Annotated in this window: 22 protein-coding genes; 10 read left to right on the plus strand and 12 right to left on the minus strand. The window is 43.1% G+C overall.

Features of this window, described 5'->3' with window-relative positions; translation table 11 throughout:
* Window positions 1–163 precede the first annotated feature (163 nt).
* Entirely contained in the window at window positions 164–409 is a 246-nt protein-coding gene (locus LZZ98_RS10465) for a DUF2789 domain-containing protein (protein WP_086195302.1), read from the plus strand.
* A gap of 395 nt (window positions 410–804) precedes the next feature.
* Here LZZ98_RS10465 and ovoA read toward each other — a convergent pair whose 3' ends face one another.
* The 3 genes from ovoA to LZZ98_RS10480 form a co-directional block, all read right to left on the minus strand.
* Complete coding sequence (gene ovoA, locus LZZ98_RS10470; protein WP_237787799.1) at window positions 805–2,991, minus strand: 5-histidylcysteine sulfoxide synthase; 2,187 nt, start codon at window positions 2,989–2,991, stop codon at window positions 805–807.
* Between the two features lie 148 nt (window positions 2,992–3,139).
* Window positions 3,140–4,012: a LysR family transcriptional regulator gene (locus LZZ98_RS10475; RefSeq protein ID WP_237787800.1), complete on the minus strand. Its 873-nt coding sequence runs from the start codon at window positions 4,010–4,012 to the stop codon at window positions 3,140–3,142.
* Between the two features lie 203 nt (window positions 4,013–4,215).
* Window positions 4,216–4,461, minus strand: a complete 246-nt coding sequence (locus tag LZZ98_RS10480; protein WP_237787801.1) for a DUF2061 domain-containing protein — start codon at window positions 4,459–4,461, stop codon at window positions 4,216–4,218.
* 184 nt (window positions 4,462–4,645) lie between these two features.
* Here LZZ98_RS10480 and LZZ98_RS10485 point away from each other — a divergent pair, with 184 nt between their 5' ends.
* The 5 genes from LZZ98_RS10485 to leuB all read left to right on the plus strand — a co-directional run bounded on the left by LZZ98_RS10485 (window position 4,646) and on the right by leuB (window position 8,996).
* Window positions 4,646–4,837: a hypothetical protein gene (locus LZZ98_RS10485; protein ID WP_237787802.1), complete on the plus strand. Its 192-nt coding sequence runs from the start codon at window positions 4,646–4,648 to the stop codon at window positions 4,835–4,837.
* Between the two features lie 257 nt (window positions 4,838–5,094).
* A complete protein-coding gene (gene leuC / locus LZZ98_RS10490; protein ID WP_237787803.1) occupies window positions 5,095–6,528 on the plus strand; it encodes a 3-isopropylmalate dehydratase large subunit in 1,434 nt (477 codons plus the stop codon).
* Window positions 6,529–6,552: 24 nt separating this feature from the next.
* On the plus strand, window positions 6,553–7,203 hold the full coding sequence (leuD, locus tag LZZ98_RS10495) for a 3-isopropylmalate dehydratase small subunit (RefSeq protein ID WP_237787804.1): 651 nt from the start codon (window positions 6,553–6,555) through the stop codon (window positions 7,201–7,203).
* 105 nt (window positions 7,204–7,308) lie between these two features.
* Window positions 7,309–7,872, plus strand: a complete 564-nt coding sequence (locus tag LZZ98_RS10500) for a hypothetical protein (protein ID WP_237787805.1) — start codon at window positions 7,309–7,311, stop codon at window positions 7,870–7,872.
* A 44-nt stretch (window positions 7,873–7,916) separates the two neighbouring features.
* A complete protein-coding gene (gene leuB / locus LZZ98_RS10505; protein ID WP_237787806.1) occupies window positions 7,917–8,996 on the plus strand; it encodes a 3-isopropylmalate dehydrogenase in 1,080 nt (359 codons plus the stop codon).
* Between the two features lie 60 nt (window positions 8,997–9,056).
* On the opposite strand, the gene LZZ98_RS10510 is transcribed toward leuB, so the two are convergent.
* Both LZZ98_RS10510 and infA read right to left on the minus strand, forming a co-directional pair.
* A complete protein-coding gene (locus LZZ98_RS10510) occupies window positions 9,057–9,458 on the minus strand; it encodes a hypothetical protein (protein WP_237787807.1) in 402 nt (133 codons plus the stop codon).
* A gap of 135 nt (window positions 9,459–9,593) precedes the next feature.
* Complete coding sequence (gene infA, locus LZZ98_RS10515) at window positions 9,594–9,815, minus strand: translation initiation factor IF-1 (RefSeq protein ID WP_001284370.1); 222 nt, start codon at window positions 9,813–9,815, stop codon at window positions 9,594–9,596.
* A gap of 231 nt (window positions 9,816–10,046) precedes the next feature.
* On the opposite strand from infA, the gene LZZ98_RS10520 reads away from it, so the two are divergent.
* Window positions 10,047–11,054, plus strand: a complete 1,008-nt coding sequence (locus tag LZZ98_RS10520; protein WP_086174002.1) for an AraC family transcriptional regulator — start codon at window positions 10,047–10,049, stop codon at window positions 11,052–11,054.
* 150 nt (window positions 11,055–11,204) lie between these two features.
* Here LZZ98_RS10520 and LZZ98_RS10525 read toward each other — a convergent pair whose 3' ends face one another.
* The 6 genes from LZZ98_RS10525 to asd form a co-directional block, all read right to left on the minus strand.
* Window positions 11,205–12,359: a transposase gene (locus LZZ98_RS10525; protein ID WP_442862708.1), complete on the minus strand. Its 1,155-nt coding sequence runs from the start codon at window positions 12,357–12,359 to the stop codon at window positions 11,205–11,207.
* A 186-nt stretch (window positions 12,360–12,545) separates the two neighbouring features.
* Window positions 12,546–13,343, minus strand: coding sequence for a tRNA pseudouridine(38-40) synthase TruA (truA, locus tag LZZ98_RS10530; RefSeq protein WP_237787808.1), 798 nt, complete (start codon window positions 13,341–13,343; stop codon window positions 12,546–12,548).
* Between the two features lie 12 nt (window positions 13,344–13,355).
* Window positions 13,356–14,327, minus strand: coding sequence for an asparaginase (locus tag LZZ98_RS10535; protein WP_237787809.1), 972 nt, complete (start codon window positions 14,325–14,327; stop codon window positions 13,356–13,358).
* 46 nt (window positions 14,328–14,373) lie between these two features.
* Entirely contained in the window at window positions 14,374–15,684 is a 1,311-nt protein-coding gene (locus LZZ98_RS10540; RefSeq protein WP_237787810.1) for a hypothetical protein, read from the minus strand.
* Between the two features lie 70 nt (window positions 15,685–15,754).
* Complete coding sequence (locus LZZ98_RS10545; RefSeq protein ID WP_237787811.1) at window positions 15,755–17,185, minus strand: type IV pilus assembly protein FimV; 1,431 nt, start codon at window positions 17,183–17,185, stop codon at window positions 15,755–15,757.
* Between the two features lie 146 nt (window positions 17,186–17,331).
* Window positions 17,332–18,450, minus strand: a complete 1,119-nt coding sequence (gene asd / locus LZZ98_RS10550) for an aspartate-semialdehyde dehydrogenase (RefSeq protein WP_237787812.1) — start codon at window positions 18,448–18,450, stop codon at window positions 17,332–17,334.
* A 189-nt stretch (window positions 18,451–18,639) separates the two neighbouring features.
* Here asd and LZZ98_RS10555 point away from each other — a divergent pair, with 189 nt between their 5' ends.
* The 3 genes from LZZ98_RS10555 to LZZ98_RS10565 all read left to right on the plus strand — a co-directional run bounded on the left by LZZ98_RS10555 (window position 18,640) and on the right by LZZ98_RS10565 (window position 20,798).
* Complete coding sequence (locus LZZ98_RS10555; RefSeq protein ID WP_237787813.1) at window positions 18,640–19,770, plus strand: endonuclease/exonuclease/phosphatase family protein; 1,131 nt, start codon at window positions 18,640–18,642, stop codon at window positions 19,768–19,770.
* Window positions 19,771–20,170: 400 nt separating this feature from the next.
* Window positions 20,171–20,383 (plus strand): hypothetical protein, encoded by a 213-nt coding sequence (locus LZZ98_RS10560; RefSeq protein WP_237787814.1) that lies wholly within the window; start codon window positions 20,171–20,173, stop codon window positions 20,381–20,383.
* A gap of 7 nt (window positions 20,384–20,390) precedes the next feature.
* Window positions 20,391–20,798, plus strand: a complete 408-nt coding sequence (locus LZZ98_RS10565; RefSeq protein ID WP_237787815.1) for a GNAT family N-acetyltransferase — start codon at window positions 20,391–20,393, stop codon at window positions 20,796–20,798.
* Window positions 20,799–20,891: 93 nt separating this feature from the next.
* Here the strand turns inward: LZZ98_RS10565 and LZZ98_RS10570 are convergent, their stop codons facing one another.
* Window positions 20,892–21,992, minus strand: coding sequence for a glycosyltransferase family 4 protein (locus LZZ98_RS10570; protein WP_237787816.1), 1,101 nt, complete (start codon window positions 21,990–21,992; stop codon window positions 20,892–20,894).
* Window positions 21,993–21,998 lie beyond the last annotated feature (6 nt).

Raw genomic sequence — 21,998 nt, forward strand, 5'->3', positions numbered from 1 at the left:
ATGGTTTCTACCGATCTGCTGAACCGGGTTAAATGTTTGATATCGACTAAGGGACGATAAAATAGTCCTTACTATCATTATGCAGTTACCGTATATTAGATATGAAGATGATGATCAGTACTGATAAAAAATTAAACTTTAGCTTGAAGAATGGGAGATCAAAATGAGCCAAACACGTCCAAGAATGACCAATCTTTTTGAGCAGTTAGGACTCGACTCTAGCGAAGAGGCGATTGCCCTGTTTATTGCTACGCATCAACTCAATGCTCAGACTAAAATTACTGAAGCGGAATATTGGACTGAAGCACAGCGCCAGTTCTTGGCAGAAAAAATCAAGTCGGATGGTTCATGGGCGATTATAGTCGACCAGCTGAATGAATCGCTGCATGAAGATTCAGTGATTCAATAAGGATCAAAGAGAAAAAAGCCAATCCACAGAATGAATACCAGTCAGTTAAGAAATTGACTGGTATTTTATTTTGAATTCACTATGTTTCTGATACGCGGAAACGTCATTCGCAACTGTTTGAGGCATGAGGTGCATTGCACTGCAAGATTAAAAAGTTACTGTTTCTGCGATAGATGTACTACTCGGTGGTAGTGGACGAGTTTTGCGAATGACAGATGCTTTTCTTGCGAAGCTTTGCTTCTCATTTGGGTAAACAAAAAAACAAATGAGCTCCAAATATTTGATTTAAAAAGATAAGACTCCGCTGTGAATAACTTAAAGCTAAGGCATTTATAGTAAAATCCCTTAACTGATCAGTATTGAATCAGTAGATTGTTTTTTTTGAGATAAAAATTTTATCTCACCCGTTTCCATAAGGTCACTTGGGACAGCGTATGTTGGTATTTACGCGCTGTTTCACGAATGACAAATTCGATATCCTGAGGTTCATCAAGCATTTCAAAATGCTCTTTTAGCAATTCCGTAATGCCTTCCAGCGTACTAAAGTTTTCCCCATTTTTTTTAAAGCCCCCGATCCATTCACTAGGTGCGGTATGTTCTTCTAGCCAGGTATAAGGGGAGGCCAGCATTAAAACTCCACCCATGGCTAAACGCTGATGAATAGAGGTTAAAAAATCTTTGGGATGATGCAGGCGGTCAATTAAATTTGCAGCCAGAATAAAATTGTAATCGCTAAAATGTGGCTTTAAATTGCAGGCATCGGCCTGGAAAAAGCCGACTCGGTCTGCATGAGCATCCAGACCCAATTCTTTTAAGTGACAGGCTTTATATTCGACCAGTTCACCTTCAATCGGCAGGGTATAACGTAGCGTTTCGCCTTGTGCCAACTGTACTGCCTGCTGAATAAAGCGCGCGGAAAAGTCCAGTCCTGTAACCTGATCAAAATAAGCTGCCAGTTCAAAGCTGGCCCGACCTGTGGCACAACCGATATCTAATGCCTGATGTGTAGCAAGATCTTTAAAATAGGGGCGTGCAATATTGATCAGGCTGTGGGCAAAATTGGGCACGTTAAAATATTCTGCGCCGTACTGAAATTCCAGATATTGCGAGATCATCTGGTCCGTTTCATACTGCGATTGAAACTGCTTCAGCGCTTGTGAGGCGGCAACATAGCGGAATCCGGCATGCTGAAAGAAATGCCTGCGGAAGGCATAACGTGCGCTGTGCAAAGCCTCATTGCCGGCAGAAATCCAGGAACCGCCTTTGATTAAATTATGTTGTCCGTCAAAGGTTGGGGTGCTGAAATCATCATAGATCGGATGCACCTGAAAATTCTCAAAAGGGTAAATTGAGGTTTCAGTCCATTGCCAGACATTGCCCTGAATATCAAAAAAATCGCCTTGCTGGAAATAATTCACCGGACAGCAACTGGTTCCGTATTTCAGTTCGATATTGGCATGATCCGGACAGGGCAGCTCAGGATCCAAACCTGCCACATCATAGAGCCGATACCACTCATCTTCTGTGGGCAAGCGAATGTTTTGACCAGTTTTCTCGGCTTTCCAGTGACAAAAAGCTTTGGCCTCCAGGTAATTCACTTCTACCGGCCAGTCCCAAGGCATGGAGATTTCTTCCAGCATAATACGCAGTGACCAGCCTTTAGGTATTTCTCGCCAAAAGCAGGGATGTGCTGCTTGAGAAAATTTCAGCCAGGCCTGTCCTTCTGCGGTCCAGTAGTGATCAGTTGCATAACCGCCATCTTCCACAAAGCTCAAGAATTCCTGATTGGAAACCAGATATTGTGAAGCCTCAAAAGCGGGAACATCCGCCTGATGCTGACCAAACTCATTGTCCCAGCCATAGAAGCTGTTGTCGAAAGTTTTGTTTAGACTGACCTGTCCTGCAGGAACAGTAATTAATGTATTTTTAGGGGCAATCCCGGTCATGACCTGGGCACGCCACTGTGGATGATTGTGTACATAGTCCAGCTGCTGCTGACGAATCAGTACCGATGAAGTTTCAAGATGAATCCGTTCATGTTCAATCCCCATGATGATGGACCACCACGGATGATTCCAGTTCAAAGGTAATGTCAGTGGTGCATGCTCAATCAGATTCAGCACCAGATTGCGTACCTGATGACGATAAGCCCGGACTTCTGCGATGCTCGGCCATTCATAATGCCGGTCATTCAGGTCATCCCAGCTCATTTCATCGACCCCGACAGCAAAAATACTTTCCAGCTGCGGGTTCAAGCGTTCGCCAATCAGTTTGCTCAGCAACAATTTATTGATAAAAAAAGTGGCGGTATGGCCAAAATAAAAAATTAGCGGATGACGTAAAGAGATGGGCTTGAGGTAATAGCCTTCCGGATTTTTCAGACAGTCAAACAGTAGCTCATAGCTGTCGAAAGTATTCAGGAAATAATCACGCAAGCTACGCCGTGCAGTGGCTTCATCGGCAAAGTTTAAATTGGGTGTAGGCAGCAGGGAAATTTTTGCACCTTGCCACACGCAGGAATTATGAGGATGGATTGCCGATTGGTCTTTTTTAGCTCGCGCAGATAATAAATCCCTCAACATGTGCTCACACTCCGTCGAATTCTTTTACACATTTAAAACATCATGTTTTATGTGTTTTATTTAAAAGTACTCGAAAGCTCGGCTACTGTGCTGAGGATTTAGGTAACAAAATGCTGCATCCGGAACGATGCAGCCTTTAAAGCAAATTTTAGCTAAGATGGGAGTTTTGCATCATCGCAACCAGTTCCTGTACGGCACGTGACTGGGTACGGCCAGGATGCCAGACCATGCCCAGTTGACGGTTCATTTGCAAATCAATATCCAGCATTTGCAGATCCTGATTCAGCAAAGTTTTCGGTAATACCGACCATCCCAAACCAATTGAAACCAGCATGCGGATGGATTCAAGCGGATTGTTGCTCATGGTGATTTTCGGTTTAACCCCTTGCTTTTCAAACTCTGCCAAAGTGATTTGCGTGGTATAGGTTTGCGAGGCTGGCAATAGGCTCGGATATTGAATCAAATCTTCCAGACACAAATGCTTTTTTTGCGCCAATGGATGAAAAGGTGCCACCACAAAGACCAGCGGATCATTCCAGATGGTCACATAACTCAGGCGTTCATCACCTTTCGGCGGGAGGGTTAAAAAGGCCAGCTCCAGGTCACCCGCCAATACCTGTTCATGCGCCTGTTCCGAGTCAACAAAATGCACATCTAAAGTGACTTCAGGAAACTTTTGCACATAATTGCGCAGGTGCTGTGGCAGGTGATGCAAACCAATATGGTGACTGGTGCCAATTTTCAGTTTGCCTTGCACCTGTTCCTGTTCGTGACTGAGGGTATGGTGAATATCGCCCAGTTCATTGAGCCAGTTTTTCACTTTCGGTAATAAGGAATGGGCAGCATGCGTCGCCTGAACGCCACGACCGGCAGACTCAAACAGTTTCACGCCAAAGTATTCTTCCAGGCTATGAATTCGTTTGGTCACAGCAGGCTGGGTAATAAACAATAAATCGGCAGCCATAGAAATAGAACCGGTTTCCATGACTTTAATGAATGCTTCAAAGGCAGCAAGATTCATAGGGAGATATCTGGTTATATTAAAGTTAAATAATTATAAAATATTTTTATACCAAAGGGGGTGTTTCATCTTAAAAAAGACCGTAAAAAATGTATACAGATGTGAACTAAAAAGGTAAAAATAAAAAATCACCCCATATGAATGGAGTGATTATAAAGCGGAAGCGGGCAAGCCATGATCTCTAGTTTGGGCCGATGCAGTGTTTAGATGACTATATTATTATTGCTATTCTGTCTTTGAGCTGGCTTGGCTTCCCAGATTTTTTCATGGAAGAAGAATGCGATTGCCTGAATCGTCGGCTCAAGCAAGCTGAGGGTTACTGCCATCCAGATACTTCCTGTGACGAAATAACCGACCAACATGGCAATCGTGATGTGCATAATGTAATAGCTAAAGGTTTTCTTAAACATACGTTGATTATTGTCTACAAATTTTTGAATATGAGCCATGGGTTGTTCCTCAATCTTTGCCTCGGGATATAGCTAAATGATAATCAGTCTTATTTAATTTGTGAAAACGAATATTTCTTAATTTTTAATCGGTTTTATGGATAATTAACTGATCAAACTTAACAATCAATAAACAACAGGGCAAAGGTATCGGACAGTGATACTTTTTTAGAGGATAAAAGGAATGGATATAAAACACATCAAATACCTGCTTGATATTTTCGAGGAAGCGGTCGAAAAGCGAAGTCAGGTTTATGAAATTGCCGATGATGAAGATGACGAAAATCAGGCTGCGGCGCAGTGCGGTGCAGCGAAAGCAGAACTCATCCGCGCGATTGAACAGCTGATCGAAGCCAAAGATAAATCGTCAGACTAAATCCAAAGTCAGTTACTCATTCACTCATTTCTTGAGTGATAAAGAACCCTGGATGGGTTGAGTTTCAACATCAGGAGATTGCGACTTGGTTTAAAAACTGAGAGATGAAATTTTGCCAAAATTCAGGGTTTTAATCAGGTTAAAATTAATTCCAAAAAGTTTTTAAACTAATAAAAATGATAAATTAGATTTATGTGAATACGTGGTTATAATCGAAGTTAACGAAAGCATTACCCAGTTCTATGGAGCGCGTCGACATGGCAGGCAATACCCAAAAAGCAAAGACTTTATATGATAAATTGTGGGATGACCATTTAGTAAAACAACGCGATGATGGCTCAGCCTTACTTTATATCGACCGTCATTTATTACATGAAGTAACTTCACCACAAGCTTTTGAGGGTTTGCAGCTTGCAGGTCGTAAACCTTGGCGTTTAAGTGCCAATGTAGCCACGCCAGACCATAACGTACCCACCTCAAAAACTGAGCGTGAACAGGGTATTGCCGGTATTGAAGATGAAACTTCGCGTATCCAGGTGCAAACCTTGGATGACAACTGTAAAACTTTCGATATTGTTGAATTTGACATTAATGATATTCGCCAAGGGATTGCACATGTGGTAGGGCCTGAGCAAGGTTTAACCTTACCGGGCATGACGGTCGTGTGTGGTGACTCGCATACCGCAACTCACGGTGCATTCGGTTGCTTGGCTCACGGGATTGGGACTTCAGAAGTTGAACACGTATTGGCAACCCAATGCCTGGTTCAAAAGAAAATGAAGAACATGTTGGTACGTGTTGACGGAAAATTGGGTCAAGGCGTGACTTCAAAAGATGTCGTGTTAGCAATCATTGGCAAAATTGGTACCGCGGGCGGTACAGGTCACGCGATCGAATTCGGTGGTCAAGTATTCCGTGACATGTCGATTGAAGGCCGTATGACCGTGTGTAACATGGCAATTGAAGCCGGTGCACGTGTCGGTATGGTGGCTGTGGATGACAAAACCATTGAATACGTGAAAGGCCGTAACTACGCACCGAAAGGTCAAGATTGGGATAAAGCAGTAGAGTACTGGAATACTTTGCACTCTGATGAAGGCGCACACTTTGACACTGTAGTGGTATTGCAAGGTGAAGAAATTGAACCGCAAGTGTCTTGGGGAACTTCTCCTGAAATGGTGATTCCTGTTTCTGAAGCGGTGCCGACTTTGGAACAGGCCAAAGATGACGTGCAACGTAATGACTGGACTCGTGCTTATCAATATATGGGTTTAAATGCTGGTCAGGCATTGGCGGACATCCAGTTAGACCGCGTATTTATCGGTTCTTGCACCAACTCGCGTATTGAAGATATTCGCGCTGCTGCTGAAGTGATTAAAGGCCGTAAAGTGGCATCTTCAATTAAACAGGCGATGGTGGTTCCGGGTTCTGGTTTGGTGAAACAGCAGGCTGAAGCTGAAGGCTTGGACAAAGTCTTTTTAGAAGCCGGTTTTGAATGGCGTGAACCGGGCTGCTCAATGTGTTTGGCGATGAATGCTGACAAATTGCAACCGGGCGAGCACTGTGCATCAACCTCTAACCGTAACTTCGAAGGTCGTCAGGGGAATGGCGGTCGTACTCACTTGGTGAGTCCAGCCATGGCAGCAGCTGCGGCCATTGCCGGTCATTTCGTTGACGTGCGTACTTTCTAATTTCGGCTAATAGGAGCAAATGACATGAAAAAATATACCGTTGAACAAGGTATCGTTGCACCATTAGACCGTGCCAATGTCGATACAGATTTAATTATTCCAAAACAGTTTTTGAAATCGATCAAACGTACCGGTTTTGGTGACAACTTATTTGATGAATTGCGTTATTTGGATGAAGGCTATCCAGGTCAGGACAATTCGGTTCGTCCGAAAAACCCTGACTTCATTTTGAACCAGCCACGTTATCAGGGTGCAACTGTATTGATTTCACGTGCCAACTTTGGTTGTGGTTCAAGCCGTGAGCATGCGCCATGGGCGTTGAACGAATATGGTTTCCGGACCGTAATTGCACCAAGCTATGCCGACATTTTTTTTAACAACAGCTTTAAAAACGGCATGTTGCCGGTGATTTTGTCTGAAGAAATTGTGGATCAGTTATTCAAAGAATGTGCTGCGACAGAAGGCTATCAGTTAACCATTGATTTGGACGCACAAGAAGTATGTACGCCAACAGGTGAAGCCTTCAAGTTTGAAGTCGATCCGTTCCGTAAACACTGTTTGTTGAATGGTTTGGATGATATTGGCTTAACCTTACAAGCTGCAGATGATATTCGTGCCTATGAAGAAAAAACCAAGCAATCACGTCCTTGGGTATTTCAGGAAATTCGTGGTTAATTACTTGAATTTTCAGCGCTAGTAGTATCGGAGCTTAACTCTTGCTAATATCGAATCCATAAAAATATTTAGTTGGCTTTAATTGGTGAGGGTTGGGCTCGAATAATGACAAAAGTTTACGGTCAGCTTGCTGTACTTGGTCTTATGGTCGCATCCTTAAGTGCATGCCAAGGCATTGATACAGTGCGCATTAAACATGTAAAAGAAACTGAAAGCACAAAAACAAATGCCTTAATTTACTGTGCGGGTACTGCAAACTGTGAATTTGAACGTTTAGATAAAATTCAAATTATTGATGCAGCACAGCGTCGCGTGAATAGTGCTGCAGTTGAATCGGGTGTTTTACGTTTACAGGCGAACTCTTTAAGTCAGCCGAATGCGTTATATCTTTCAGTCCCCCCGGGGCAACATGAACTGGTGATCCGCTTTTATCCAATTTCCAAGGATCGTGCAGAAACCCTTCATGTTTTTCACCAGTTTAAGCCGAAGCAGCGTTACATTTTTAAAATGTACCGTGAACGCAACAAACAGCAGGGCAGCTTGCTGAATGTATCTGCACCTGAACCCTTGTGTGTAGATCTCCTGCAAGAACACAAGACAATCCGACGTTTCTGCAGACCCTATAATGCCTTAACCGGTCTGGGCGAATTTGTAGAAAAGAAAATTTAAAATCCCGTCGATTTAATCCATCGACTTCATAAATGGAAACACTCATGTCAAAACATATTTTGATTTTACCAGGTGATGGTATTGGTCCTGAAATCGTAAAAGCAGCTGAACAAGTGCTTACACGAGTAAATGAAAAATTCAATCTGGGTTTGACTTGGGAACAGGGTTTATTGGGTGGTGCTGCAATTGATGCACATGGCGAACCCTACCCTGCAGTGACAGCAGAACAGGCAAAAGGCGCAGATGCGATCCTGCTCGGTGCTGTTGGCGGTCCAAAATGGGATAGCATTGAACGCTCAATTCGTCCTGAACGTGGCTTATTGAAAATCCGTTCTGAATTGAATTTATTTGCCAACTTGCGTCCTGCAATTCTTTACCCGCAACTAGCCGGTGCTTCAAGCTTAAAACCTGAAATCGTTTCTGGTCTGGATATCCTGATTGTGCGTGAACTCACTGGTGGTATCTACTTCGGTCAGCCACGCGGTATCCGTGAACTGGAAAATGGCGAGAAGCAAGGTTTCAACACTGACGTTTATAAAGAGTCTGAAATTAAACGTATTGCCAAAGTTGCCTTTGAAATGGCGAACTTACGTGGCGGTAAAGTATGTTCAGTCGATAAAGCCAATGTCCTTGAAGTGACCGAGCTTTGGAAGCAAACAGTGACTGCACTGAGAGAAGAGCAATATCCTGAAATCAACTTGTCGCATATGTATGTAGATAATGCAGCAATGCAGCTGGTACGTGCGCCTAAGCAATTCGACGTGATCGTGACGGGTAACCTGTTCGGTGACATCCTGTCTGATGAAGCAGCAATGTTGACAGGTTCTATCGGCATGTTGCCATCTGCATCACTGGATGAAAATGGTAAAGGTATGTATGAGCCATGCCATGGTTCAGCACCTGACATCGCAGGTCAAAACATTGCCAACCCATTAGCCACCATTCTTTCAGTTGCCATGATGCTGCGTTATACCTTCCGTGAAGAAGCAGCAGCGAAAGCCATTGAAGATGCAGTAGGCAATGTATTGGATCAAGGTTTACGTACTGGCGACATCATGTCTGAAGGTAATACACAAGTGGGTACTGTGGAAATGGGTCAAGCAGTGGTTGCTGCATTGAACTAAGTTCGCTGGACACCAAAAACGCAGCCATGAGCTGCGTTTTTTATTGTGTTTTTTGATGATTTAACAGGTACGGCCGGTGTAATAAACCGATTTAGCAATGTTGTGTTCTAAGCGGTAGATAATTTTGCATTGCAAGTTCACATCATAGCTTTGCGCTCTAGGCGGGATTTGTATAGGAACAGTACCAGAATCAATGTCAGCAGGATTTTGAGCCATAGGTATCGGAATAGTAATAGGACGAATGACCGTATAAGTCAGTGTCTGATCATCTACAGTAGGCAATAGGACTTGCTGGTAACCGATACTGCTTAAATTGAGCTTGGTTTGAATAGTTTGGCTGGACTGCCCGATAAATCGTTGTAAATAGGCATCACGTTGTTGTGCACTGGTTGTTGCTGAGGTTGTGCATCCATACAGCAGGCACAATACTGTCATTAGACTGAGAGAGTGAAGAAATGACATTGCCTCTTCTCCATAAGATAAAACTTTATTTTATACGGAGAAAATTTACATGAACGTTGTCATTTGATAAACGGTCAGTGAATAAAGCTGAATAAAAAAGCCACTATAAAAAGTGGCTTTTGCTTACGCTAAAACTTAGCGTGCACGATAAGTAATACGACCCTTCGTTAAATCGTAAGGAGTCATTTCTACTTTAACACTGTCGCCAGTTAAAATACGAATATAGTGTTTACGCATTTTACCAGAGATGTGGGCAATCACTTCGTGACCGTTCTCTAAACGTACACGGAACATAGTATTAGGAAGCGTCTCGGTGACAACGCCTTCGAACTCGATGAGTTCCTCTTTATTGGCCATAGCCTACCTGAATGAATAAATTGGAAAGGCGCAAATTATAGTCAATTTTTTTGTATAAAACAAGGCGCAATGCGGCTTTGCTCGTTCATCTGTCAGTTAAATAAGCGAACCCTCCGTATAAATATTTTCTGTAAAAAAGCGCATTGCCATGTTGTCAGTTTGGTCAATCACAGTTAATCTAAAATTAATCTTTTTAAGTATAAATGAACAACATACAAGGAAGGTCTTTGCGTGGGTCAGCTAACTGATGCATCAGTTGTTTTGCGACTAGGCTATCAAGCCATCCGTCGTTCGGGTTTGCCAACTGAAGAAATTTTAATGAAAGCTGGTGTGGCCTTAAATCAGGTTGAGACCAATGATCGTACACCGCTCAGTGCTCAATATGCGTTTTGGGTAGCTGCAGAAGAAGTGAGTAAAGATCCTGATATCGGGTTGCATTTGGGTGAACACCTGCCTTTATATCGTGGTCAGGTAATTGAGCATCTGTTTATTTCCAGTGAAAACTTTGGTGAAGGGCTGAAGCGTGCTTTGGCCTATCAGCGCCTGATCAGTGATGCCTTTCATGCCACACTGGTGATTGAAGATGACCGTTGCTATTTAACCAATGGCGAGCAGCCGTGGGGAGAAAATATTGTCAATCGTCACTTTTCTGAATGTGCGCTCTCTGGCGTGTTGCGTTTCTTCAAGTTTATTACTGAAGGCCGTTTTCAACCGATTTATATCGATTTTAACTTCAGTCAGGGCGCACCCGATGATGAATATTTCCGGATTTACGAATGTCCGGTGAGTCTAGGACAAAAGGAAACCCGTTTATATTTCGATCCTGCAATTTTAGATTATCAGTTATGGCAAGCAGAACCGGAGCTGTTGCAGTTACATGAGCAATTGGCGATTGAAAAATTGCAGGAACTGGCACGTTATGATCTGGTTGGGGAAGTACGCCGTGCGATTGGCTCGACTTTAGAAAGTGGCGAAACCACTTTGGAAACCGTAGCAACCCATTTAAATATTACTCCACGCCGTTTACGTACCCAGCTGAGTGAAGCCAATACCAGTTTTCAGCAAATTCTGTCTGACTACCGCTGTCGTTTGGCAAAGAAACTATTGGCCAATACGGCAGAGAGTGTAGAGCGAATCGTCTATCTAACAGGATTTTCTGAACCGAGTACTTTTTACCGTGCTTTTAAGCGCTGGACCAACGAAACGCCGGTGGAATATAGAAAGCGTAAGCAGCGTTAAGAAATCCCTCCTAGCCTCCCTTTGAAAAAGGGAGGAACTTTACCCCTCCTTTTAGGCATAGGTATCTACACCTCTATGAGGTACCTATTGCAATTGCAGCAATCTCATTGAGTTCATCTATTGAATATTCTGAGAGCAGTTGAAGGGTATTCAGTAAAATCGAAAGACCTGCCAATATTGCAGGTGCACTTTCCAATAGGCCTCTTTTCTGCTGCCTGCCTGAAAGACGGGCGAGAAATACACGGACTTGCTTATTTTTTCATCCGTACAACGTTGCACTCTCCAAGTCAGCACACATGCCATACAGCTAATCAGTAATCGCCTTAAAATGGCTTTAGGTGTAGTCTGAAGCCATGCTTCGATATCATGGCCTGCCTGCTTGAGCAGCTTGAAATAGCACTCAATCGTCCAGCGCCAGTAATACCAGGTCGTCAGCTCTACCGCATCAATCTCTGAAGCAACATTGCTGATTAGTGTCCATCTTGCAACGGTCTTATCCTGAGCATCTTTAACCACTGCAACAATTAATCTCGCTTCAATCGCTTTACCTGGTTGGGGCGCAACCCGTTGGCCTGAATCATCTTTTCTTTTCGGTTTTGCTGCACGAGTCATCCGGATAGCAGTTTCTCCAACATGAAGCACATGCTGGTTACCTTTATAAGAAATCGGCTTAACCTGCTGCGTTTCCACCCGTTCTGCGGCTTCTGCAACTTTGCATATTTTACCCAGATGCTCAATCTGGTGACCCTCTTTGGCCCGAATCAGCCATTTAAAACCTTTGCTGCTCATCTCCCTCAGATGGGTAATTGAATCACCTTCACGATCAATAATATGAACTTTTGTCTTCTCAATCGGATATTGTTCAATCGTTTCGATTTGTTCAGAGAGGGAGTCCAGATGGGACTTGCGCTCACTGTATTGTTCAGTGAATGTGGAATAACAGCCTGATACATCTGTTAGCGTCTGAGCCAGTGGTGCAATCGGGAGTCCCGAGGCTGCATCAACCAGCAGACTGGTTTGCAACTCATAGCCTGAATCGTATTGATGGGTTCTTTGAAGCCTTTGAGTTTTATGATTGTGTTTCACATACTGCAGTTGAGACCAGTCATGAACGATTAATGCAGATCGATGCTGTGACGCATCGATCTGTTCACATGCAAGATGTTCAATAGGTTGGTTTAATTGACTAAAAGAGATTTGGTCATTGTTCAGGAATCGCCAAACTGCCTGTGTGGTTGCGAAACTTGAACTTTGGGTAGAAGCTAGGTCTTTGATTGCGGGAGCAAGTGAAGCAAGAGGATTCATATTGAGCTTTACAAGGCTGTTATAGCGTTTAACAAGACGCTGATCCAGACCAGAGATGTTAAGTTGAAGAGCATGCTCTTCAACTTAACGCAAAGCTCGGGAATTGTGTAGATACCTATGCCTTTGAGGAGGGGTTAGTGGAGGTATCTATTTTTAAATGAACACTTCAAATTTAGAAGATGCTTTTTATTCCGGCATATTGAGCCAATGCGGGCCCAAAGGCATTTTCGGCAGGTCAAACTGTTCCGGATAATCCGCATGAATAAAATACAAGCCATCCGGTGGTGCGGTAACTCCTGCTGCCTTGCGATCTTCAGCGGCAAAAATATGGTCAATATGGTCAACTTCATACATGCCCTGACCGATTTCCAGTAAACAGCCCATGATGTTACGTACCATATGGTGCAAGAAGCCATCTGCCTGAATATCGAGCACCAAATAACAACCGTGACGAATTAAACGGCAATGGCTGACATGACGGACAGGCTGATTCGATTGACAAGAGGAGGCGCGGAAACTTTCAAAATTATGTGTACCTTCAAATTTTTTCGCAGCCTCAATCATCTTGTCTGAATCAAGCGGATAATATACATGGGTAACTTGTTTATAAAGTAATGCGGGACGCACTGGATTGTTATACACCACGTAACGATAACGTCGTGCTTGTGCTTTGAAACGGGCATGGAATGCCATATCCATTTCTTTAATCCATTGTATTGAAATATCCTTAGGGAGTTGGCTGTTTGAGCCCATCAGCCAGCCATCAATACTGCGGATGGCTTGAGTATCAAAATGCGCCACCATATTGGTGGCATGCACGCCGGCATCGGTACGACCTGCGCCATGTAGCATGATCGGTTCATTTGCAACTTTGGACAGTACTTTTTCAATGGTTTCCTGTACGCTACGCACGCCAGTTTGCTGAGTTTGCCATCCTCGATACTCAACCCCAGAAAACTCAATACCGACCGCAAAACGTTGCATATTTACCTCAAATTACACGTGATCATGCCAATGAGCCTGCCATTGGTCTACAGCATCGTATTGTAAATACATTTTCAGTGCTTTTGCATAAAGATCTGCATGTCCCAAACAATCACTGATGATGATATTGGCATGCTGAGTCCATTCGCTCACGGCATAGTGTTGGTTAATCGTGCCAAAAGGGACTTGAGTGGTAAGAACAATCGCGCAGCCTTGCGCGTGTATAGCATGAAGCGTAGCAATGAATTCCTGATTGACCGCTAAATTGCCTGTACCGAAGCCTTGTAAAATCAGAACATGAGGGGGATGTTGTTGTAAATTTTTTAAGTTAGCAATTTGCTGTTCTATGGCGATCGGCTGCATCATCAAGCTTAAACAGTTAAATATCGCTGCCTTGTGGATATCATTCTCCTGCACAATATGATATTGGCTGGATAGAGTGATTGGCTGTGCTGCATTGACCCCGTTAAAGGCATCTAGTTCTGTGGTATGGATTTTTAATGCCGTCTGGGCATGAACCAAATGATGATGAAAGGCTAAATACACTCCAACAGGATATTTAACTGCACAGTCTAGGGCAAAGTTTAAATTATCAATGGCATCGGTAAATTCACGGGTATTGTCGCCGGCAGCATTTAATAGGGGATACTGGCTTCCAGTCATGACCACATGCGCGGATTGACCCAGAAAGCGTGACAGCACAGCACTGGCATAACTGAGGGTATCGGTACCATGAATAATCACAAAATGCTGAAACTGTTGTAGCTGAAGCTGTTGAATATACTGGATCAGTTTCAGCCAGTCTGAAGCTGTACAGGCACTACTGTCTTGAATGACCGGTGCAATAAAACATTCGATCTGCTTATCTAGAGGAAGAATATGTTGCAGTTTTGGAATAAATTGCTCGGCCGGCATCGGGCTGAGTGGATCACCAATACAGCCAAATGTACCGCCCATATAGATTAACGCTATTTTTTTCATCATAAAAAAAGCAGCCAAGGATGACTGCTTTATAGTAGATCGAAATAGCTTAAGATGCTATTTGATTACGCAAATGATCTGCCTGCTGGCATTGTTCAGCTGTATATCCGGCTTCTTGCTCTGCCAACAATTCACGTGCCGATTCAAATGCACCCAGTTGAATATATTGCTGTGCCAGTTCCAGATTCAGGCTGATTTCATCGACTTCAACCAGTTCCGGGAAAGATTGCACCAATGGATCATTTTTGTCTGCTTTTGCTGCCGAGCTGACATTAGAAATATCAAAACTTACGCCTGCAGCTTTCGCTGGTGCTGCTGATACAGCAGGCTCTTCAATTGTGGTAGCAGCTTCTAAATTAAAGTCCAGATCTAAGCTTGGCTTAGTTTCTTCCTGCGCAATTTTGGCTTCAGGCGCTGCAACAGTTTCTGTTTGTGAGAAATCAAAATTAAATTCAGGTTTTTCTTCTAGAACAGGTTCAATATGAGGCGTTTTTTCAATTGCTGGCTGTTCAGTTGCTGCAGTATCTAAACTAAACGAGAAATCTAGAGGTTGAATGTCCTGAACCGGAGCGGTTTCTACTTTGGTTTCTTCAGTTGTGGTTGTATTGAAATTTAAATGACCAAAATCTAAAGGCTTAACTTCTTCAGCTGCTGGAGTTGCGGCTTCTGCCGTTGAATCCAGAGATAGAGTGCTGAAATCAAGAGGGGTAATTTCTTCAACAGTTTCTGCTTGAGGAGAAAGCTTGTCTTGTGGTAATTGATCAAAAGACAGGTCACTTGCTGTTACTGCTGGCGCAACAGCATCATTCATCAATGCATCAAAATCTGCGGTATTTTTAGGTGTAGCAATTTCGTTATTGGAAGTTGGTGCCACTGTTGATTCTGGTCGAAAATCAATGGTATCTCTAGAGCTTGCAGACTCTTTTTCATGGGCTGCTTTTTTTGCAAGTGCTTGTTCTAGAAAATCATCCAGTTCTAATGAACGCAGGTGATTAATCAGCTGGCTAATTGCAAATTCGTCTTTCTGCAAGATGTGAATATCAAGCAACAGTAAATACAACTCATGCTGTGAATTGTCTTTGTTTAAAGCCTGGTTAATTTGTGCTTCAGCAGAGAAAAAATTGTTTTCTCGAATTAGCCCTTCAATTTTATTGCGTACATCAGCAGCTAAAGGAGTGGTTTTTTTCTTGGTAACAACCGAGTTTTCCACAATTTGAGTTTTTTGCGGTGACTTTTTGGTTGAAGTGACTTTCTTAGTTTTCGCTTTTGACGCTTCTTCTGCCTGTTTATTTGAGTCACGTTTTTTTAATACAAATGCGATCACTAATAACAATATAAACGGAATCACATAAAGCAGCATGTTGTTACCCCTTGCAGGATTGAGTCGTTATCAATGGAACCCATCCTAAAAAATCAAATTGTATAACACCTTAGTGTGTTGGCTTTTTCTCTGCTTGCTGTGCTTTCAATTGTTGTTGCAATTGAGCAAGACGAGTATTTAATAATTGAATTCTGTGATCCTTTTGACGCAGTGCCAAATCTAATTGTGTTACGTTTCTCTGTAATTTAACGGTTTTTTCACGCGATGTCATAACTTTTAATGACAACTCGTTTGAAGTTTGATTTTTTTCCGTGTTCCTTTTGGCAGAACCGCTGGCTGAATCTTGTTCTTTCTCTGCAACCAGGCTCATTTCTGCCTGATTCAAGCGATATTTGGTCTTTGCCGACTGCTTAGAAGGGTGGGATGGTGCTTTGGCTAAATGGGTAACTTTGGCTTTTTGCTCTTCTTTAGCGTTGCCTGCGGTATTTAAATTCAAAGCCGCTCCACGGCGTAAACGGTTTACATCGCCTTGAATAAAGGCATGTTCGTTATTGGTTTTGATTTGTTTCATCACTTCGCCAATCGGACGATTTTGCTCAGTCGCCACGCGTGCTGCAATCGCCCAGAGCGATTCATTGGATTGCACTACATGCTTTGTGGTTTGTGCGGTAACAGCAGGATGAGGGGATGGAGTTGCTGCTGGTTTGGCTTTTACAGCAGCTTGCTGAGCCGGTTTTTCTGCACTTGTATTTGCCGCAAGCTGTTTAGAGCGGGATTCGGCATATTGTTTCGCTAATGGATCTGCAGAAAATGGGCTGTTACTGGTACTTTTGATCGGATTTTTTGTGCTGGCAGATTCGGGAGTTGCCGTTTTTTGTGCAGCTGCTGCAGCTTGATTGGGCTGTACTACAGTTTGAGCTGCAGGCATGGCCATAGATGAAACGACTGTCGGTACAGCTATGCCAGTATTTAAGCTTGGCGGAGCTGACTTTTGAAGCTTTAATGGTGCGTCAAAAGATGAAGCAGTGCTGGTTTGGGCTTGAGCAACCTGATATTGCCTGCTTTCAGGTAGCTGTAAAGCAATATCTTTTTCACTGACAATGGTGATTGGGGTTAAAGGTTTTTCATTGCCGGTAATTCGTGTCTGAGTATTTGCCGAGCTACGTTGCAGTGGTGTTTTAATATGCTGTAAACGTATCGCGTTGCCTTCCTGAATTTTAATAATAATATTGAGTTCGGCTTCAGTTAAAGGGCGTGAAGAGGTAATGGTAATGACGCCATTCCCCGAGCTATCGCGACGGGTAAAGAAATTGAGATGGCCGGGAGGTTGATAGGCAACCCCTAAAGTTGCAATATCTTCTGCATTTGCCAGGCTGGCTTGTATTTGTGCCTGAGGAGCAGCATTACGAAAATTCATTTCGGCATACAGTAATTCACCTGGCGCAGATTGAATTTGAATAGGATCAATAGTAATCGCATGAATATTCTGCGAAGCAATAATGGCTAAAATGGCTATCTTTAATTTGTTATATACGGTCATCTTAATCTTTAGCTCAGTTTTTTATCGTATTGCGAAAGTTATACATTAACGAGGTGTTGAAGAATTGTAAAACATTTAACATAAAGGATACATAAAAAAAGCCAATCAATTGAGACCGGCTTTTCTTTTTTTCTTGCATCTAGCAATTAAGCATTTTTGTAATCAATCAGGATACGTAACATACGGCGTAAAGGTTCAGCAGCACCCCATAGCAACTGGTCACCAACAGTGAACGCGCCAAGGTACTCTTTACCCATATTCAGTTTACGCAAACGGCCCACTGGAACAGACAGAGTACCTGTGACAGCCACAGGTGTCAGATCGGTCATCGATGCTTCGCGGGTGTTTGGAACGACTTTTGCCCAATCGTTTGCATTACGGATAATGTCTTCGATTTCATCAAGCGGTACATCTTTTTTCAATTTCAAGGTAATCGCTTGAGAATGGCAACGCATTGCACCAATACGAACACAGTGACCATCAATAGGTACAATCTGTTGATTGCCTAAGATCTTGTTGGTTTCAACCTGGCCTTTCCATTCTTCTTTCGACTGACCGCTTTCAAGCTGCTTGTCGATATATGGAATTAAAGAACCAGCTAAAGGCACACCGAAGTTTGCCGCAGGGAAACCTTCACCACGTTGTAGCGCTGCAATTTTAGAGTCGATGTCTAAAATCGGCGATTTGGGATCGTCTAACAAATCTTTAGTGTTGTTATACAAGTAGCCCATACCGTTGATCAGTTCACGCATGTTTTGCGCGCCCGCACCAGAAGCTGCCTGATACGTCATTGAAGTTGCCCATTCCACCAAGTTGTTTTGGAACAGACCGCCTAAGCCCATCAGCATCAATGAAACTGTGCAGTTACCACCAACGAAAGTTTTAGTACCATTCACCAAACCATCTTTGATGACATTCATGTTCACCGGGTCAAGCACGATAATGGCTTCATCATCCATACGTAAGGTAGATGCCGCATCAATCCAGTAACCATTCCAGTTTTCCGCTTTTAATTTCGGGAAAACTTCAGAGGTATAATCACCACCTTGACAGGTAATAATGACATCCATTTGCTTCAGACTGTTAATGTCTGTCGCATCCATAAGTGCTGGGGCGGTCTTACCGCCAAACGCAGGCGCTTCACCACCTGCATTACTGGTAGAAAAATAGAATGGCTCAAAATGAGCAAAATCATTCTCTTCAACCATACGTTGCATAAGGACGGAACCCACCATCCCGCGCCAACCGACCAGACCTACTTTCATGCCACTTCGCCTCGGTGCGTTAAAAAAAATCAAAAGGGATTCGAGTTTATCAAAAAGGGACGTGACTGCAAGTACTACATAATGAAAACATCAATATTATTGAGAGAAATCTCTTGTTTATGTTACATACAAAATTGATAAAGTTTTTCAACTGCAGATCGAATTACCAAGATAAACAGAGTAAAGCTGATGATTTGGGTGGAAATAATTGCAGTTTTAGTGATATGGCTGACATTCTGGTCACTGATTCCACGGGATGAGTGGTGGATTCGAGGTGCCGATTTTCCACGGCTACAAATTCTGGTTTTAGGACTGATTGCCTTTGTTCTGCTGCTGGTGTGGGACCAACCCTGGAATTTAACACGGGAAATTATTTTTATCGGTCTGATTGCGGCACTGGCGTACCAGCTCAAAATGGTGCTGCCTTATACCTTTCTTTGGAAAAAGCAGGTCAAGCATGTCCGCAAACATCAGCTGAATCCGGACAAGCAAATCTCCCTGATCATTTCCAATGTACTGATGCCAAATAACCAATACCAGTTGTTGATTGACCAGATTCAAAAGCATCAGCCAGATTTGCTGTTAACTCTAGAATCAGATCGGGTCTGGCAAAAAGCACTTTCCGCGATTGAAAAAGATTATCCCTATCGGGTGCCTGTACCTCTGGATAATTTATACGGCATGCATTTGTATAGCCGTTTAGAGCTGAAAGATACCGAGGTCAAGTTCATTTTAAGTAATGAGATTCCCTCCATTCATACCACAGTCATTTTACGTTCAGGTCAACCGGTACAGCTTTATTGTCTGCATCCCAAACCACCAAGCCCCACTGAAGCGAAAGATTCAACGCTACGGGATGCGGAACTATTAATTGTGGGTGACCAGATCAAGGATCTGGATGAAAGCTGTATTGTGATGGGAGACTTGAATGATGTGGCCTGGTCGCGAACGACCCGACTGTTTCAGCGCATTAGTGGCTTGCTCGATCCACGGGTGGGGCGTCACTTTGTCAATACCTTCCATGCCGATTATCCCTTATTGCGTTGGTCACTGGATCATATTTTTCACAGTACCGATTTTGCCTTGGTTCACATGAAAAGGTTGCCTCATATCGGTTCAGACCATTTTCCGGTTTATGTAGTTTTACAAACTGGACGTGTGTTTGAACAGGTGCAAGAAGAACTGGAGCAAACGGATGCCGATGAACAGCAGGCACAAGAAACAATAAAAGAAGGTATTGAAAAAGCTGAAAAAGAAGAAAAACCAGTCACCGATGAAATTGCCCAGAGCTATAAAAATGCAATCAAGCAGGCAGATTAAATAATAGAAAAGTGTACGAAATGGCTTACATCGATTTAGGTCAATTGCGAATGTTTCTTTTTTATAAACTACCTTAATCTGGACTCATCAGCCAAGGAGCCGGGAAAGGAAAATCCCATTATGGAAGATGAAACACATGGCTGATAGAAAGTCATCATGGATATGATGCAGCAATGGATAGCAATAACAGAATAAAAATAACATTTGAAAGCACAACCTCATGTACCCGAGTTTTGCAGGATGCAGAACTCGGGTCTATGCTTTTATATAACCTCTTGAAAATAAAATTTCAGCCATATATTTATCAACATTTCAAGAACTTAAAATTTATGTCGTAAATTTTACTGAACTATCACGTGATGCTTTATATATTTATGCTGGGCTGGTGCTATTCTTTATCGTGGCATTTTTCCACCATCGTCAGTTGAAGTCGAAGTGGGCGATTTTGGCTGTGCTTATTGTTGCAATTGCTGCAGAGCTGTTTGATGCGCGTAATGATTTGATCAAGCATGGTTATTGGCGCTTGGGGGCCAGCATGCACGATATGATCAATACCATTTTCTGGCCTTTGCTGATCTGGTTAATGGCAAGGTTTAGAGTGTGGAAGGGGTAATCACGCAATGACTTTTGCAATATCCATGCATGATGAAGTTGATGAAGAAGAAGTCTTAAAAATTTATCGGGCCAATCACTGGTCATCCGCCCAAAAGCCAGCTCAGCTGATGGCGGCATTACATCATTCACATAGTTTGGTGACAGCCAGGCAAGATGGACAACTCATTGGTTTAGGTAATGCGATATCTGATGGACATCTGGTGGTGTATTTTCCACATTTGCTGGTACATCCCGATTTTCAAAATTTGGGTGTGGGTCGATTAATGATGGAAGCAATGTTATTAAAATATAAGGATTTTCATCAAAAGATAATGGTTGCGGAATATCAAGCCATAGAATTTTATCAGACAATCGGTTTTGTTCGCGCAGGACAAACTGCACCGATGTGGCTTTATGCAGGAACAGAACATTGATGATTTCTAGATTGATTCAATTTTATATTTTGCCCAGTCCGCTTTAATCTGTTAAGACAAGATGAAAAGCGGCCGGGATAAATAGACTTAACTTTATTTCAGAATCTGTTTATACAAATTCAGCGTCTGATCGCACATTTCTTTCAAGCTAAATATCGTCACTGGCTTAACCTCTTGAGGTTCATCCATATGCTGCTTCACTGTATTGAAAAGCGCAGCTTGGTCATCTACCTCAATTAAGCCTTGTGGATAAAGCTTCGATAAAATCTCTGCCACACCGCCTCGGTTCCAGCCAATCACGGGCGTACCGACAGACAATGCTTCTAAAGCAGTGCGACCGAATGTTTCCGCCTGATTGGAAAGCGATAAAACCACATCAGAAAAGGCGAGCCACTCACGAATATCTGAACGGTGACCGACAAAAGTAATTTTTTCAGTAAGACCTTTGGCTTGAATGTTTTCCTGAATTTCTTTGAGGTAGGCTGCTTTTTTCGGGTCAGCGCCACCCACTACTACTGCATGTAAATTGGGATAGTGTTGCTGTAATTTTTCGACCAATCCAATCAGGGTTTCATGACCTTTTAAGCGGGTAATCCGTCCTGGAAGACAGACTAAAAACTTGTTTTCCAGTTCAGGAAAATCTTTAAAGGTTTGATTCAGCCATTGCGCAGAAGGCTGATAACCATGCGGAAAAGCGGCAGGGTCTATGCCACGGTAAATCCGGACAATATCCTGTGCTGGGCAATTTTTGTAATTGTCAGTGATGTATTTCACCACGCTGTCAGATACGGCAATCACTTTTTCAGCTTGGGTCATGATCGCGCTATAACGGTTAATCGAATAGAAACCATGCACGGTGCTGACCAGATGTGGCCGACGTTCTGCAGGAATACCTTTTAGAGCAAAATGGGTCAGCCATGCAGGTACACGGGAGCGTATATGTACAATGTCGGGTTGATGCTGCTCAATCAGCTGACGTAACGGGCGAATTTGCCATAAGCTAGAGAGGGCTTTTTTATGAATGGCCAAAGTCAGATGTTTTGAGCCTTCCGCTTCAAGTTGCGCTACCAACCGGCCACCATTGGAAACCACTAACGATTCGTGACCGTCTGCAACTAGGGTACGGGCAATTTCAAGGGTGCCGCGTTCTACGCCACCGCTATTAAGTTCAGGAAGAAGTTGCATCACTTTCATGGTTTT

Source organism: Acinetobacter sp. SM34, from assembly GCF_022012365.1.
Classification (GTDB): Bacteria; Pseudomonadota; Gammaproteobacteria; order Pseudomonadales; family Moraxellaceae; genus Acinetobacter.

Coding starts and splice junctions, on each gene's coding strand:
- LZZ98_RS10465 (WP_086195302.1), top strand. CDS start 164: ATGAGCCAAACACGTCCAAGAATGACCAATCTTTTTGAGCAGTTAGGA.
- ovoA (WP_237787799.1), bottom strand. CDS start 2,991: ATGTTGAGGGATTTATTATCTGCGCGAGCTAAAAAAGACCAATCGGCA.
- LZZ98_RS10475 (WP_237787800.1), bottom strand. CDS start 4,012: ATGAATCTTGCTGCCTTTGAAGCATTCATTAAAGTCATGGAAACCGGT.
- LZZ98_RS10480 (WP_237787801.1), bottom strand. CDS start 4,461: ATGGCTCATATTCAAAAATTTGTAGACAATAATCAACGTATGTTTAAG.
- LZZ98_RS10485 (WP_237787802.1), top strand. CDS start 4,646: ATGGATATAAAACACATCAAATACCTGCTTGATATTTTCGAGGAAGCG.
- leuC (WP_237787803.1), top strand. CDS start 5,095: ATGGCAGGCAATACCCAAAAAGCAAAGACTTTATATGATAAATTGTGG.
- leuD (WP_237787804.1), top strand. CDS start 6,553: ATGAAAAAATATACCGTTGAACAAGGTATCGTTGCACCATTAGACCGT.
- LZZ98_RS10500 (WP_237787805.1), top strand. CDS start 7,309: ATGACAAAAGTTTACGGTCAGCTTGCTGTACTTGGTCTTATGGTCGCA.
- leuB (WP_237787806.1), top strand. CDS start 7,917: ATGTCAAAACATATTTTGATTTTACCAGGTGATGGTATTGGTCCTGAA.
- LZZ98_RS10510 (WP_237787807.1), bottom strand. CDS start 9,458: ATGTCATTTCTTCACTCTCTCAGTCTAATGACAGTATTGTGCCTGCTG.
- infA (WP_001284370.1), bottom strand. CDS start 9,815: ATGGCCAATAAAGAGGAACTCATCGAGTTCGAAGGCGTTGTCACCGAG.
- LZZ98_RS10525 (WP_442862708.1), bottom strand. CDS start 12,359: ATGAATCCTCTTGCTTCACTTGCTCCCGCAATCAAAGACCTAGCTTCT.
- truA (WP_237787808.1), bottom strand. CDS start 13,343: ATGCAACGTTTTGCGGTCGGTATTGAGTTTTCTGGGGTTGAGTATCGA.
- LZZ98_RS10535 (WP_237787809.1), bottom strand. CDS start 14,327: ATGATGAAAAAAATAGCGTTAATCTATATGGGCGGTACATTTGGCTGT.
- LZZ98_RS10540 (WP_237787810.1), bottom strand. CDS start 15,684: ATGCTGCTTTATGTGATTCCGTTTATATTGTTATTAGTGATCGCATTT.
- LZZ98_RS10545 (WP_237787811.1), bottom strand. CDS start 17,185: ATGACCGTATATAACAAATTAAAGATAGCCATTTTAGCCATTATTGCT.
- asd (WP_237787812.1), bottom strand. CDS start 18,450: ATGAAAGTAGGTCTGGTCGGTTGGCGCGGGATGGTGGGTTCCGTCCTT.
- LZZ98_RS10555 (WP_237787813.1), top strand. CDS start 18,640: ATGATTTGGGTGGAAATAATTGCAGTTTTAGTGATATGGCTGACATTC.
- LZZ98_RS10565 (WP_237787815.1), top strand. CDS start 20,391: ATGACTTTTGCAATATCCATGCATGATGAAGTTGATGAAGAAGAAGTC.
- LZZ98_RS10570 (WP_237787816.1), bottom strand. CDS start 21,992: ATGAAAGTGATGCAACTTCTTCCTGAACTTAATAGCGGTGGCGTAGAA.